The organism is Pseudomonas oryzae (assembly GCF_900104805.1).
Taxonomy (GTDB): Bacteria; Pseudomonadota; Gammaproteobacteria; order Pseudomonadales; family Pseudomonadaceae; genus Geopseudomonas; species Geopseudomonas oryzae.
On sequence record NZ_LT629751.1, the window covers coordinates 1,529,260 to 1,542,889 of the forward strand.

The 13,630-nt window shown below is 61.3% G+C and carries 10 protein-coding genes; 5 read left to right on the forward strand and 5 right to left on the reverse strand.

What is annotated here, in order from left to right; all coding sequences use genetic code 11:
- Window positions 1-2: 2 nt before the first annotated feature.
- From BLT78_RS06935 to BLT78_RS06955, 5 genes are all read right to left on the reverse strand, one after another.
- Window positions 3-362 (reverse strand): phenol hydroxylase subunit P4, encoded by a 360-nt coding sequence (locus tag BLT78_RS06935; protein WP_090348276.1) that lies wholly within the window; start codon window positions 360-362, stop codon window positions 3-5.
- A 91-nt stretch (window positions 363-453) separates the two neighbouring features.
- A complete protein-coding gene (locus BLT78_RS06940; protein ID WP_090348277.1) occupies window positions 454-1,995 on the reverse strand; it encodes an aromatic/alkene/methane monooxygenase hydroxylase/oxygenase subunit alpha in 1,542 nt (513 codons plus the stop codon).
- Between the two features lie 14 nt (window positions 1,996-2,009).
- The gene (locus BLT78_RS06945; RefSeq protein ID WP_090348278.1) at window positions 2,010-2,279 is read right to left on the reverse strand and encodes an MmoB/DmpM family protein; all 270 of its coding nucleotides are present in this window, start codon (window positions 2,277-2,279) and stop codon (window positions 2,010-2,012) included.
- Window positions 2,280-2,295: 16 nt separating this feature from the next.
- Window positions 2,296-3,282 carry an aromatic/alkene monooxygenase hydroxylase subunit beta gene (locus BLT78_RS06950; protein ID WP_090348279.1) on the reverse strand — a complete coding sequence of 329 codons (987 nt, stop codon included), beginning with the start codon at window positions 3,280-3,282 and terminating at the stop codon, window positions 2,296-2,298.
- Window positions 3,283-3,331: 49 nt separating this feature from the next.
- Window positions 3,332-3,601: a phenol hydroxylase subunit gene (locus BLT78_RS06955; RefSeq protein WP_090348280.1), complete on the reverse strand. Its 270-nt coding sequence runs from the start codon at window positions 3,599-3,601 to the stop codon at window positions 3,332-3,334.
- Between the two features lie 461 nt (window positions 3,602-4,062).
- Between BLT78_RS06955 and BLT78_RS06960 the strand changes: the two genes are divergently transcribed.
- From BLT78_RS06960 to BLT78_RS06980, 5 genes are all read left to right on the forward strand, one after another.
- The gene (locus BLT78_RS06960) at window positions 4,063-5,754 is read left to right on the forward strand and encodes a sigma-54-dependent Fis family transcriptional regulator (RefSeq protein WP_090348281.1); all 1,692 of its coding nucleotides are present in this window, start codon (window positions 4,063-4,065) and stop codon (window positions 5,752-5,754) included.
- Window positions 5,755-6,603: 849 nt separating this feature from the next.
- The gene (locus BLT78_RS06965) at window positions 6,604-7,533 is read left to right on the forward strand and encodes a WD40/YVTN/BNR-like repeat-containing protein (protein ID WP_197673149.1); all 930 of its coding nucleotides are present in this window, start codon (window positions 6,604-6,606) and stop codon (window positions 7,531-7,533) included.
- A 10-nt stretch (window positions 7,534-7,543) separates the two neighbouring features.
- A complete protein-coding gene (locus tag BLT78_RS06970) occupies window positions 7,544-10,003 on the forward strand; it encodes an efflux RND transporter permease subunit (protein WP_090348282.1) in 2,460 nt (819 codons plus the stop codon).
- Between the two features lie 43 nt (window positions 10,004-10,046).
- Window positions 10,047-11,930 (forward strand): DUF1302 family protein, encoded by a 1,884-nt coding sequence (locus tag BLT78_RS06975; RefSeq protein ID WP_090348283.1) that lies wholly within the window; start codon window positions 10,047-10,049, stop codon window positions 11,928-11,930.
- Window positions 11,931-11,949: 19 nt separating this feature from the next.
- Window positions 11,950-13,266 (forward strand): DUF1329 domain-containing protein, encoded by a 1,317-nt coding sequence (locus BLT78_RS06980; RefSeq protein ID WP_090348284.1) that lies wholly within the window; start codon window positions 11,950-11,952, stop codon window positions 13,264-13,266.
- The last annotated feature ends 364 nt before the right edge of the window (window positions 13,267-13,630 follow it).

The window sequence follows — 13,630 nt, forward strand, 5'->3', positions numbered from 1 at the left end:
CCTCAGCTGCAGGAACCGGCAATACCGTTCAGACCGGGTGTATCAAGACGCAGCATGTCCTTATGGCGCAGCCCGTTGGCTTCCAGGCTGGTGGCGAGGTCGGGCTGGAACGGTTCGTCGTTCAGGTACCAGATGGCGCTGCTCAGATCGGCGCGGGCGCTGTCGGGGTGGGCGGCGATGGCCGGCCGCAGTACCTGCTCGATGAGCTCGGCGAAGGTTTGCGCCGGCGCCACCAGCAGGGCGAAGGGCGCGCAGTACATCAGGTGGCGGTCCCAGCTGACGTAGAGCAGTTGCTGGCCGTGGAAGTTTTCCTGCAGGTCTAGCGGGCGGAAGCTGTATTCGCCGATGGATTTGACGGTCATTTCGTGTCCCTCTTTTCTCTTGTTCTTGGAGGCAGGAATAGGGCGTTTGGAGGAGAACATGCGGGGTGGTTGGCCACCCCGCAGCGTTGCGTCAGCCGGCCTTGGGCAGCTTATCGGCGGCGGGTTTCTCGCCTTTCCACTCCTGCCAGCGGCGGTGATCCCGCGAGCCGAGATACTCGAAGTTGTCCTCGCCGATGTTGATGTTGTAGTAGTCGCGCACCACCGACTCGATGTCGGCGCCACCGCAGTTGCCTTGGTATATCTGGTGCGTCGGCATCCAGGCCTGCACGTACTTCTCCGGCTCGTTCTTGAAGATGTCGCAGCAGCCATCCGAACAGAAGTGGTAGCGCTCGCCCTCGTGCACATGGCTGCGATGGCTGAGGCGTGTCGGATCGCCCGGCTCGGTGAAGATGGCCGGGATCTGGCACACCTGGCACAGTTGCGGCAGGGTGTTGTTGTAGAAGCGCTCGCCCTTTTCCTGCTGCTCGCGCCAGAAGGTGAAACGCGCGCGGTAGTACTTGTCGAAGGTTTCCGGGTACTTGGCCGACAGCCAGTCCATCTCCTCGTCGCTGGGCATCCAGGTATGGAAGTTGGTCGCCTGGCTGTACTGGTAGAGGGCGGCCCAGATCTGGTGGGTGATATGTTGCTTCGCCTCCGGGCACTGCTCGACGTACTTGGGGGGACGGATGCCGTAGCGGGCCAAATCCTTGAACAGTGCGCCGCCAGCTTGCTCGAAGTACACCTCCCAGGCCTCGGCCCAGGACATCACCTTATTCGGCAGCATGTAGTCCATCATCATGCCGACCAGACTCAGCAGGCGGTTGCCGCGCCAGAACCACTTGTCGATCCAGCCCTGGACAATTGGCAAGTTGTCCTCATGCTGCTCGAGGATGAATTTGATCACCTCGAGGCCTAGGGTCATGTGCCGCGCCTCATCGGACTGGGCCGAAAAGCCGAAGGTGACTGTGGCCATGTCGCCGTTGTAGGCCGCGCCGGACATGAACGGCACGAACAGCAGGTTGGTCAGCACGTACTCGAAAGAGAACGAGATCGCAGTGAGGAACTCGAAGGGCCCCGCAGCGCGTGCGTCGTCGAAGAACGACTTGGGCACTGAGAGGTACCACACGCGGTCGTGCATGTGAGAGAAGTCATGCAGGCCGTCGAAGTGCTTGTTGTAGTGACTCATCGCGTGCACTTGGGTCTGCACGTGACGCAGTTCGTCGATCGCCTGCATCTGGCAGGCGACGCGTGCTCCGCTGCCGCTGAAGTGCCGACCGACCCGGGCAAAGCCCTGGTATGCCCCGTACTCACAGGGGCTGATGCCGCTGATGAATAGTTTCAGCGCGTTGACATAGCGCGCGTCGGAGATGCTCTGCTGACCATTGTTCTGGGCGAAGGCGTCGAGGATCGCGTAGAGCTTCTTCTCCTTCTCCGCCTGGTACTTCCAATAGGCGTCCATGGTCAAGCGGAAGGGGTCCTCCCACTTGTCCCAGTCGGTGATCTTGATGCCCTCGAACTGTTCGAAGGGGAAGATGTCCTCTTTCTTCTGGTAGCTGGGCTCCCAGTCGAGGTCGCGGGTCAGATAGCGGTACTTGTCTTTCAGGCCGAGCTTTTTCTTGTTGTTGGTGGTCATCTCGCGGCTCCCAATCAGTTTTTCCACTCGAGGACGAAACGCTCCTCGTCTTCATCGACGTTGCCGCCGATGGTGATTACATCCACCAGCATCTCCTGGACGTCCCAGGTGCGACCGAACTTCTCCTCCATGGTGTCGCGGCGGATCTCCAGACGGTTTTCCGCCTCGATGCGGATCAGCGCCGGCTGATGCAGCACCTTGGCCTGAGGGTTGTCCTCGACGATGCCTTCCACCAGGTAGCGGGCGTTGTCGTTGTCCTGCAGGACGATAAAAACCAGTGACATGTCTGCGTACCTTCAGTCAGTTGAACAGGCCGAGTTTCTTCAAGCGTGCAGCGAAGTCCTGCTGCACGCCCGCCAAGGCTTCATGGCCAGGGCCAACCTTGGCCAGCGGTGCCAGCGCCTCAATGACGCGCCCCTGCCAGTGATCAATCCAGGCTTCGATCTGCTCCCGGTTCTCGGTGCGCTCGGCGGTCACGGTCTTGACCATGGCGTCGACCCAGCGAGTGGTTTCGGCGTACCAATTGCGCATGAACTCGGTGAGCATGCCGACGTCGCCGGCGCCTTCTGCGCTCAGGGTCTCGTCGAGCTTTTGATAGATAAGTGGGAACAACAGTCCGTCGCTGACCAGGTTCTGTAGCAGGCTCAGCTCAAACCAGTCCTTGACTACTAGGCTGTCCTCGACCAGGCGGCGCAGGCCCTGCCACTCCGGGGCGTGCATCCACTGCTGCTTGGCAGCGTCGAGGGATTCGCCGGTGCCACCGTCGAGCATCAAGCCTATGCGCGACAGGTACTGGGCGATGCCCAGACGGTCCATGGCATGGAACATATGCTGTTGAGTGACTGTGGTAGCGAAACCGTCGGCGGCGATGCTGCTGTTGTTCATGTTGGCGCCCAACTCTGCGTGGCGCAGAGGGAGCAGCAGGCGGGCTACGCGCTCGCGCTGCTCGTTACTCAGGCGGCCCAGCAGGTCGCGTTTCTCGCAGAAGGCGAAGTCGTGCTCAGTGGTTTCCTGCATACGTGCACGGGTCTGCACATAGGCGCCGTAGTAGAACTGGCGCGGATCGACGACCGCATACCAGTCGTTCATGCGGATGCAGGTACGGGTTGGATCGTTGAGAAGCTTGTCTGGCTGCCACTGCGGACGGTAGTGGAAGTTGACCTTGGGCTCGAGGTCGAAGCTGGCTTCCTGATAGCGGCTGGCGGGCTTATCACCGAAGCGACGGCGAGTGTGGCTGAAGGTTTGGCGGATAGGTTCCACCGCGTGCGTTTTGATTTCAATGTTCATGTCGACCGTACCGTGTTGTTTTTGTGTGCGGTTGCGCGTTGCAGGCCTGTCAGTTCGTGGTCTTAGGCATTCGGCGGCCAGCGTCGCCAAAGCGCCACTTGACCATGTCCTCGTCCACCGCTGCGGCCATCTCGGCATCCATGAACACCACGTTGTTGTGGCTACAGAACGACACAAAGGCCTCATGCGGCAGCACCAACTCGACGAACAGGTCGGGGTAGCCAATGGCGAAGTCAAACTCCACGAACTTGGCTTCGGGCTCGCTGCGGACGCGGACGTAGCGTTTGAGCTGCTCAAAGTTATTGTCCGATGCAGTCATCTCGGTATCTCCAGGTTGCGCTGCTTGCCTGGAGCAATAGAGCAACAGCTGTGCCAGGGTCTCGGCGGGTGGTTTGGATTTTTTATAAGCTGTTGATGAAAAAGGATTTTTTGTTTTATCGGCGGCTAAGATCGGCCGTTTTTCAGAGCTGTTTGGTCCTTGGCGGGCGGCCAGGGCGGGGTGGGGCTTTGATCATTTGGAGAATCAACCGATGTGCTTGTGCAAATGCACAGGTGAAGATGTCGACCCAGGCGGGGAGGGCTTGTGCAAGGCCTGGATTGGCGACTGATGTGATGATTGAGCAGCTCCACAAGCCCTGGGGGGGGCGCCCTGCTCGATTGGTTGTTTTTTTTTGCGTTACAGGCTTCTATGTCGCGCTCTGCCGCTAGAGCCGTGTCCCGTCGTAGCTCCACGGGGCGCCGGGAGCCCCCCATCACAACTACTCTCAGGGGATATGCCTAATGACCAAGAAGAACAATCAACAGCTGCCATACCCTGATGTTCATGACCTGAGTGATCTGATCCATTTCCTTAGCGAGGAAGGCAAGATCTGGTTAGGCGAACAGCGAATGTTGCTGATGCCGCTCTCGTCGCTAGCCAACTTCCGCCGCGAGATCATTAATCTGCTTGGTGTCGAGCGTGCCAAGGGGTTCTTCCTGCGCCTGGGTTATCAGTCCGGTCTTAAGGATGCCGAGCTGACGCGCAAGCTCAGACCTAACAGCAGCGAGCTGGACAACTTTCTTGCCGGTCCGCAGCTGCATATGCTCAAAGGCATGGCTCGTACGCCCGTTGTTAACGCTGACATCGACATCGAAACGGGCCGCTTTTATGTCGAGGCAGAATGGATTGACTCATTCGAGGTAGATATCTGCCAGACTGAACTGGGCCTGATGGAGCAGCCGGTTTGCTGGACGCTACTCGGCTACGCCTGCGGCTATTCTTCGTCTTTCATGGGCCGCGAGATCATCTACAAGGAGGTCAGCTGTCGCGGCTGTGGCGACGACAAGTGCAGGGTGGTCGGTAAGAGAGCCGAAGACTGGGAGGATGCTGCCGAGTTTAGGGCTTATTTCAAAAGCGATCCGGTGATTGACGAGCTCTACGAGCTACAGTCGCAGATCACCTGCCTTCGCAGCCGTCTACAGAGTCAGGATGGCCAGTACTACGGTATCGGTCAGTCCCAGGCCTACCAGCGGGTCTGCCAGATAATCGACAAGGCGGCGCGCGGCAAAGTGTCTGTGCTGCTGCTCGGTGAGACCGGAGTCGGCAAGGAGGTCATTGCGCGTAGTGTGCACCTGCGCAGCGCGCGTGCTGATCAGCCATTCGTGCCGGTGAACTGCGCAGCGATTCCGCCAGACCTGATCGAGGCGGAGCTGTTCGGTGTCGAGAAAGGTGCCTATACCGGCGCCATACAGTCGCGCCCCGGGCGCTTCGAGCGTGCCCATGGCGGCACTATCTTCCTCGACGAGGTTATCGAGCTTACCCCGCGCGCCCAGGCCACACTGCTGCGCGTGCTACAGGAGGGTGAGCTGGAGAGGGTCGGCGGCTATCACGCACGAAAGATAGACGTACGGGTAATAGCCGCGACCAACGAGGATCTCGCTGAGGCGGTGCAGGCTGGGCGTTTCCGCGCTGACCTGTTCTACCGTCTCAATGTGTTCCCGGTGCAGATACCGCCGCTGCGTGAGCGCCGTGAGGACATCCCATTGCTGGTCGAACACTTTCTCAAGAAGTTCCACGACGAGTACGGCAAGAAGACCCTTGGCCTGTCCGACCGCGCCATCGAGGCCTGCCAGCAGTATGCCTGGCCGGGCAACATCCGCGAGCTGGAAAACGTCATTGAGCGCGGGGTGATCCTTACCGACAGCAACGAGAGCATCAGCGTCGAGGCGCTGTTCCCCGGTCTGGAGCTGAAGAGGCAGAGAATAGGCGTCCGTCGTTTGTCCAGCGCTGGTGATCTGGTTCAGCGCAGTCAATGGCTCTCCGAGATCCTCGCAGAGGGCGTCAGTCTTGAGGAGGTAGAGGCTGCTCTGATGCGCGAGGCCATGGAGCGCAGCAGCCAGAACGTGTCGGGCGCCGCGCGTCTCCTTGGCATGACCCGCGCAGCCCTGGCCTACAGGCTGAAGAAGATTGGCTTCGAGTTTCAAGAGGAGTAGCGATGTAGGAGCTCGATCTCGATAGCACTACCCGAGCCGCCAGTACCACTGCCTCAGCCGCAGTTGAGACTGACCAGCAAGATTTCACTTGGGCCTGTGAAAGCCTTGTGTATCCGCCGGCTGTAATGCTCTCGTCCGGTCAGGATGCCGATTCTCGCTACCTCATGGCTTTGCTGGAGCAGATCACTCGTCACAGTAGCGAAGGTCGTCCGCGCAAGCGCTGCTGATATGTACTGGCGACAAAGGGCTATGGCTGCCAGAGCCTACGCCAGTACTTCGACCGATACGGCGTTCAGCCGGTCATCCCAGATGCATTTCAAGCCTCGGCCAGGTTTGGCTAGCGACGGCTAGACGAGCTCCAGTGCTGAAAGCGCAATGATATTGAGCGGCTATAACAGCTGGCTCAATGGAAAGCACCGTCTACGCCCCCGCTATGAGGTGCTGGCCAGCAGCGTCGAGGCTATGGTCATGCAGGCGGGCATCCAGAAATGCCTGCGTGCGGGCTTTAAGACAAATACCTAGGCCCTGCGCCGGATGTTTTAGCATTTGGACAAGCCCCCGCGCGACTTTACCAGTTGCTTAAGTGCAGGCCCTTCCCGATAGCGGCGGGAAGTAATCGCGCACTCATCGAAATTATAAAAATCATTACATATCAATACTTTAGCTGATAGATGGGGTGCCGTGCGAGGTTTGGCACAGCGGTTGCTATAGGTCATCCAACTGCTTCTCAACAAAAACAAGACAGTAGTGGTGACCCTGATGCTCCGCTTTCCCGCGTCAGCGCACGGCCGTAGCGGCCTGCGCCCACAATCCCTGCGTGTACTGCGCAGTCTCTCCGTTCTACTCGCCTTGCCTGCGGCCCTAACCGGTTGCGAGGCAGCCCTGGATCTGGCCGGCGTCGAACAGCAGAGCCAACAGGCCAGCCAGCGCACAGACTTCTACCAGGCCATGGCCGGCAACCCGCGGGTGACCCTGCTGGCCGGCAACGACGGCGTACTGCTCGCCAGCGCCGACCAGGGTTCGAACTGGCAGCGCCGGCAGATCGCCAGCGGCGCCAGCATCATCGACCTCGACGCCTGCGGTGACGGCAGCTTCATCGCCCTCGGCTTCGACAACCGCCTGTGGCACAGCCGCGACGACGGTCTCAGTTGGCAGTCCCTCGAGCTGCCGACCCAGGAACAGATGATGACCTCTACCTGTGCCCCGGACGGCAGTTGGTGGGTGGCCGGCAGCTACAGCACCCTGCTGAGCAGCAGCGACCAAGGCGATAACTGGGAGGAGAACAGCCTGGACGAGGACGCCACGCTGACTACCCTGCAGTTCCTCGACGCGCAGCAGGCGGTAATCACCGGCGAGTTCGGCCTGGTGTTCACCAGTGGTGACGGTGGCACCAGCTGGCAGCAGGCCGGCAGCCTGCCGGACGAGTTCTATCCGCACGCCAGCCACTTCGCCAGCCTGGAGGAGGGCTGGGTCGGCGGCCTCAACGGCTTCATCTACCACACCACCGATGGCGGCGAGAGCTGGCAGCGCCAAGCCACCCCGTTGGCCGCGCCGATTTTCAACTTCAGTGCCAACCGTGACGGTCTGTTCGCCATCGGCGATCACAGCAGCGTGCTGCGCCTGGCCGGCGAGCGCTGGGAAACCCTGCCGACCCCCAACGCGCCGGTTTACCTGCGTGCCGCCAGCAGTAGCAACGACCATCGTCTGACCGTCGCCGGCGGCCGCGGCTTACTGCTCAATCTCGATACCCGTCCGGCCCTGGCCGCCCAGGCTGAGTGAGGCTCCGACCATGTCCATGCATCATTTCACCCACGTATTTCATCTGGTTAAGGTCTGGCTGTTCCGCCACCCGCGCACGGTACTGGCGATCATTGCCGCGCTGACCATCTTCTTCGCCCTGCGCATCCCGGCACTCAAGGTCTACACCGACTTTGGCGACCTGCTGCCCCAAGAGCACCCGTATATCCAGCTGCACAACAGCATCAAGGACACCTTCGGCGGTGCCAACGTGCTGGTAATCGGCGTCGAGTTCAAGGATGGCGACCTGTTCAGCAACGAGAACCTGGCCACCCTCGACCGTGTCACCCAGGGTGTCGACAGCCTGCCTGGGGTCAACCATAACCAGGTCAGCAGCCTTACCCACCGCAACTCGCGCAAGATCTGGCTGACCGAGGTCGGCAGCATCAACTCCGAGTCCTACTACCAGGCCGAATTCGGCCCGCTCGATGACGCCCAGCTAGCGGCGATGAAGGCCGACGTGGTGGCCAACCCACGGGTTTACGGCCCTCTGGTATCGCCTGACCTCAAGGTGGCGCTGGTCAAGGCGCAGCTGATCGAGGGCCAACTCGACTACGAGAAGACCTTCACCCAGCTGCAGGCCTTGCGCCAGGCGGAAACCCGCGACGGTGTGACTCTGTACGCCACCGGCCAGCCGGTGCTGGTCGGCTGGGCCTACACCTACATGGAGCAGATCCTGCAGATCTTTGTGTTCACTGTGCTGGCCATGCTGGCGCTGCTGGTGTTCCACTTCCGCAAGGCATACGGCGTGCTGATCCCGCTGGGTGGGGTGATGATCTCGACCATCTGGGGGCTGGGCATCATCAGTCTGCTCGGCTACAACCTCGACCCGCTGGGCCTGGTGATCCCCTTCCTGATCGCTGCCCGCGCCATGAGCCACGGCGTGCAGCTGGTCGAGCGCTACTACGCTGAGGTACGCGAACTCGGCGACGGTCAGCTGGCCGCGCGCGCCACTTTCGACAGTCTGTTCCGCCCCGGTACCCTGGGCATCGCTTCGGACGCCATTGGCCTGGCGCTGATCGCCATCGGCTCTATCGCTCTCAATACCAAGCTGGGCATATATGCCTCGCTGTGGGCGACCACGGTGATCTTCTCGGTGCTGATCGGTGTGCCGCTACTGCTGTCGATCCTGCCGCAGCCGAAAAATCCGGAGATCAAGGAAACTTTCCTGCGCCACATCGGCGCCAGCTGCGCTGCCACCGTGTCGCGTCCCGGCGCCGCCAGCAAGCTGCTGTGGCTGGCGGCCGCGGCCATCCTAGCCGGCCTTTGGGCCTCCTCGCTGGTGAAGATCGGTGACTCCGAGCCCGGCTCGCCGATCCTCTATCCAGAACACGACTACAACGTGTCGTCCAAGGCTATCAACGAGCGCTTTCCCGGCTCCGAGGAGCTGTACATCATCGCCGAGCACGCCGAGAAGGGCGGCATCAAACGCCCGGAAGTGCTGCAGGCGCTGCAGTCGCTGCAGTCGCACATGCTCGCCGACCCCGCGGTGGGCGGCAGCAAGGGCCTGCCGGACCTGATCAAGCAGGTCAACCGGCTGATGCACAACGACGACCCGCGCTGGTTCCAGATCCCCCACGACGCCGATTACGTCGGCGGGCTGATGTTCACCTACATGGCCTCCAGCCCGATCCCCGGCGCCCTAGACGAGTTCAACGACACCGACGACCGCATCGCCAACCTGGTCTTCTACTACAAGGACCGCCAGGGCGAGACCATCCGCCGCGCCATGCACATGGCCAAGCAGTGGATCGCCGAGCACGGCGAGGAGGTTCCGGGCCTGACCATCCGCCTGGCCGGCGGCACCCTCGGCGTCGCCGCGTCGATGAACGAGTCGGCGTTCGAAACCAATTTGGTGGTGCTGCCGCTGGTGTTCCTGCTGATTTTCGCCTTCGTCATGGTGTTCTACACCAGTTGGCATGCCGGCCTGATGATGCTGATGGCCATGCTGTTCGCCACCGTACTGACCTACGCCTACATGGGCCTGGCTGGGATGAGCATCGACATCAACACGGTGCCGGTGATCGCAGTGGGCATCGGCGTTGGCATCGACTACTCAATCTACATGATGGACCGCATCCGCGAGGAGATGGTCAAGAGCGGCAACCTGTCCCACGCCGTGCACCGTGCCATCGCCACCACTGGCATGGCGATCAGCTTCACCGCGCTGACCCTGATGGCCGGCATCGTCATGTGGGTGCTGCTCTCCGACCTGCGCTTCCAGGCCGACGCCGCCATGCTGCTGTGCGTGATGATCGTGATCAACGGCATCGCCGCCATGCTGCTGGTGCCCGCCTGGGTGCTGGTGTTCAAGCCGCGCTTCATCACCGACGCCTACGTCGACGAAGACGGCATCATCCACGCCGACCACGACCAGCCTGCCGAATCCCTGCCGGCGGCCCAGACCAGGGCCGACGACGGGTTGCCGTACGGGGTTGCTCGCTCGGCCTGAGGCCGGGCGAGCTGTCCTGCTCATGACCGTTAGAGGAACTGCCATGCAGAAAAGAACAACAAGACAGCTGCGCAACCTGGGGCTCGCCGTATTCGGTGGTGCCAGCCTGAGTCTTACTCCCTTGGCCATGGCGGTGGCCGAGGAAACCCGCATCACTGGTTTCTACGAGAACGCCACCTACGTGCGCGACACGGCCGGCCTGTCGAAATTCCGCAACACCGTACAGGTCAATGCCGACCGCCAGCTGGAAGATCGTGGAGGGCTGAGCAACATAAAGCTCCACGGGACCTTCCGCGGCACCTACGACGGTGTCTACGACCTCAACTCCAGCGAGTACGGCAGTGGCGCGGGGGGCGCCATCCAGCTTGAAGACACCGGCAGCCTCAATCCGGCGGCTTCTGTGCCGCATGGCGGCGGCCTGAAACTGCCGAATACCTTCGACGTGGCCAATAATCCCAACGAGGGGATGATCGTCCTTGGTGAAAACTTGCACCGGACCAGTGGTGGGGTGGGATTCGGCGTGCCGGTGCGGCCGTGCGACAAGGATAGCCGTGGCTGCATCGACGACTACCTCGACGCCAGTACCAACGACCTGCGCTTTCCCGAGTTCAACGAGCGCCTGGACTTCATCCGCGAGCTGTACATGGACTTCGACCACGACCTGCCCAACGGTGACATGGTCAGCTGGCGGGTCGGTAAGCAGCAGGTGATCTGGGGCCGTACCGACCTGTTCCGCGTGCTCGACGTGATCAACCCGATCGACTACTCGCGCAACAACATCTACGACGAGCTGGAAGACATCCGCATCCCAATGTGGATCGCCAAGGCCGACTGGCGCATGGGTGCCGGCGAGGTGTTCGACGACCTCAACTTGTCGTTCGTGTGGAACTTTGACAAGTTCCGTCCACACAACCTTGGCCAGTGCGGTACGCCCAACTCGATCCTCGATGCGTCTTGTTTCTTTCGTGGCATGAACAACCTGTGGGAGAACGGCGGCACCGTCTCCAACTTCGCCTTTGGTGATACTGCCACCGACTTCGGGCCTGGGCAGATTGGTATCCGCAAGGCGCACATGCCGTCGTGGAGCCTGTCCAACACCCAGTTCGGCATCAAGCTGGAAGGGGTTTACGGTGACCTTGGGTTCTCGCTGAATGCGCTGACCTATCGCTCGCAGTTGCCCTCGCTGCGCGGCGGAATCCCGGCGCAGAACGGCTTCACTGGCGAGACAGGCGTGTGGCCAAGCCTGATCGCCTTCGACATCCACTTCCCGCGGGTAAATCTGATCGGCGGCTCGATGGACTATTACTCCCAGGCCATCGACACCGTGTTCCGCTTCGAGCTGGCGCACACTGATGGTGAGGAGTTCGCCAACACCCTGCAGACGCGACTGTTCTCCGAGTCCGACGTGACCCGCTACGTGATCGGCGCCGACAAGAACGTGTTCATCCCCTTCCTCAACCCAGGGCGCGCCTTCCTGATCTCCGGCCAGCTGTTCGGCCAGCACATCCACGAGCACCAGGAGGAGAAGCGTGCGCTAGGCAAGGTCGGCATGCCGGATTGGGAAGAGAACTGGATCGCCACCCTGCTGTTCAAGGGCTGGTGGATGAACGACCGCCTCAGCCCGCAGCTGCTCGCCGCCCATGACTTCCGGGCCAAGGCCACCGCCATCGCACCGAGCGTCGAGTACCTGTTCAGCGACAACCTGCGCATCATCGCCGGCGCCAACGTCAAGGTCGGCCGCGGCGCCCGCGAGTACGACGACTGCCGCAGCTGCAACCCCTGGGATCCGTTCACCAGCGCTGGCCAGCCGGCCGGCTACAGCGTGGGCCTCGGCGGCTACGAGCCACTCGGTCGCTTCCGCGCCGGCCCGATAGGCATGGCGCAAAAAGAAGACGAACTCCAGCTCACCATGCGCTACAGCTTCTGATCACACGAGGAACGGACAAATGCATAACAACAACATCTTCCGCCTGACCGCCCTGAGCCTCGCTCTGGTCGCCGGCCTCGCTCTGGCCGCCGACGAGTCGGTGATCGAGAAATCCTTCTTCCCCTACAAGAGCGAGATGCCGAAGGCTGCCGGCCTGAGCGTCGGCATGACCATCAACAAAGGCAACGTCGCCCAGTTCAAGGACATCATCGATCCGGCCTTCTACAGCTTCATCGAGAAGGGCTGGGCGGAGATCAAGGTCGGTGAGACCACTTCCTTCGACCTGCACCCGAACTACGTGAAGGCCACCCGCGACCATATGGACAACGTCAAGCTCGGTGCTCAGACGGGCGAGATCAGCGGTGCCGTGGCCGGCCGGCCGTTCCCGCAGGAGCCGGATGCCAACGATCCGCGCGCCGGCGAGAAACTGGCTTGGAACTTCAAGTACGGTTACAACTGGGGCGACAGCGCGGCGGTCTACCCGTTCTACTGGAAGTTCCGTGACATGGACTCGGGCAAGGTCGAGCGCACCATCAAGTTCAACTTCCACTTCCTCAATTTCACCCGCCGAGTGAACCAGGAGCCGATGCCGGCGATTACTCCCAACCCCTCGCAGCTGTTCCGCGGCATCTACGTCAACGTCCTCGAGCCGCACGACGTGCGCAATACTCAGCTGTTGATCCACCGCGCCGAGGACGATCTCAAGCGCGACAACTCCTGGCTGTATCTCGGCTTCCAGCGCCGCGTGCGCCGCCTGGCCACCGGTCAGGTGACCGACGCCTTCCTCGGCTCGGACCTGATGATTGAGGACTTCGAGGGCTACAACGGGCGCATTTCCGACATGAAGTGGACCTACAAGGGTACCCGTTTCATGCTCATGCCCTTCTATAACCACAATGACCTGCAGCTGGACAACGAAACCCATCAGGACAGCGACGGTTACAAGGTGGTGGCCTTCGGTGGCCAGGGCGGCTGCTTCCCCAATATCACCTGGCAGCTGCGCAAGGTCTACGAGGTGGAGTCCGCCCCGGTGGATGCCAGCCACCCGCTGGCCAAGCGTGTGCACTACATGGATGCACAGACGTTCACCGTGCCGCGCACCATCTCCTATGACCGCAAGGGCACGCTGTGGAAGACTTTCACCATCGGCCAGGCCCACCCTGACCATCACCTGCCGGTCAACAAGGGCAGCGGGGTGTCAATCGACGACAGCTTCAGCATGATCGACGTGCAGGCTATGCACTGTACCTCCGGCCAGTTCAAGGGCGTTGTCGATGCCAAGCTCAGCCCGCCGGAGATGTTCAGCGTCCAGCACATGCGAGCCACGGGCAACTGAGTTCTTCCTGAAACTCCACAGCATGAGGCCGGCAAATGCCGGCCTCGTCTTTTTCGAAGCTTTAGAAAGATAGTCCGCCTCGGCGGTCTGATTGGTTAGTTCGCTTTGCCAACCTCAGGGCTTGATCTTGGTTCATCTCAATTAGATGAACCAGCTTTGTGTCGAGCGGCCCCTTCTGCCAGAAAAAGCTAGGCGAGCCCTCTGTAGTGGTCTACTGATCCCGCCCTGTCAGCGCGGTAGTCTCCGGGTATTTCGGCGGTTTCATTGGCCAGATTCGATGCGGACATGGTCGAGAGCTGGCGCCGGGCCTGAAGCCCTATGCCGCTGCAAGAGTGCAGGCTGTCATGGCTATACTCAGCACCCG

What these genes read in the sequence shown, in the direction of transcription:
- BLT78_RS06975 (WP_090348283.1), top strand. Translation starts at nt 10,047, where the DNA reads ATGCAGAAAAGAACAACAAGACAGCTGCGCAACCTGGGGCTCGCCGTA.
- BLT78_RS06935 (WP_090348276.1), bottom strand. Translation starts at nt 362, where the DNA reads ATGACCGTCAAATCCATCGGCGAATACAGCTTCCGCCCGCTAGACCTG.
- BLT78_RS06945 (WP_090348278.1), bottom strand. Translation starts at nt 2,279, where the DNA reads ATGTCACTGGTTTTTATCGTCCTGCAGGACAACGACAACGCCCGCTAC.
- BLT78_RS06960 (WP_090348281.1), top strand. Translation starts at nt 4,063, where the DNA reads ATGACCAAGAAGAACAATCAACAGCTGCCATACCCTGATGTTCATGAC.
- BLT78_RS06970 (WP_090348282.1), top strand. Translation starts at nt 7,544, where the DNA reads ATGTCCATGCATCATTTCACCCACGTATTTCATCTGGTTAAGGTCTGG.
- BLT78_RS06950 (WP_090348279.1), bottom strand. Translation starts at nt 3,282, where the DNA reads ATGAACATTGAAATCAAAACGCACGCGGTGGAACCTATCCGCCAAACC.
- BLT78_RS06980 (WP_090348284.1), top strand. Translation starts at nt 11,950, where the DNA reads ATGCATAACAACAACATCTTCCGCCTGACCGCCCTGAGCCTCGCTCTG.
- BLT78_RS06940 (WP_090348277.1), bottom strand. Translation starts at nt 1,995, where the DNA reads ATGACCACCAACAACAAGAAAAAGCTCGGCCTGAAAGACAAGTACCGC.
- BLT78_RS06955 (WP_090348280.1), bottom strand. Translation starts at nt 3,601, where the DNA reads ATGACTGCATCGGACAATAACTTTGAGCAGCTCAAACGCTACGTCCGC.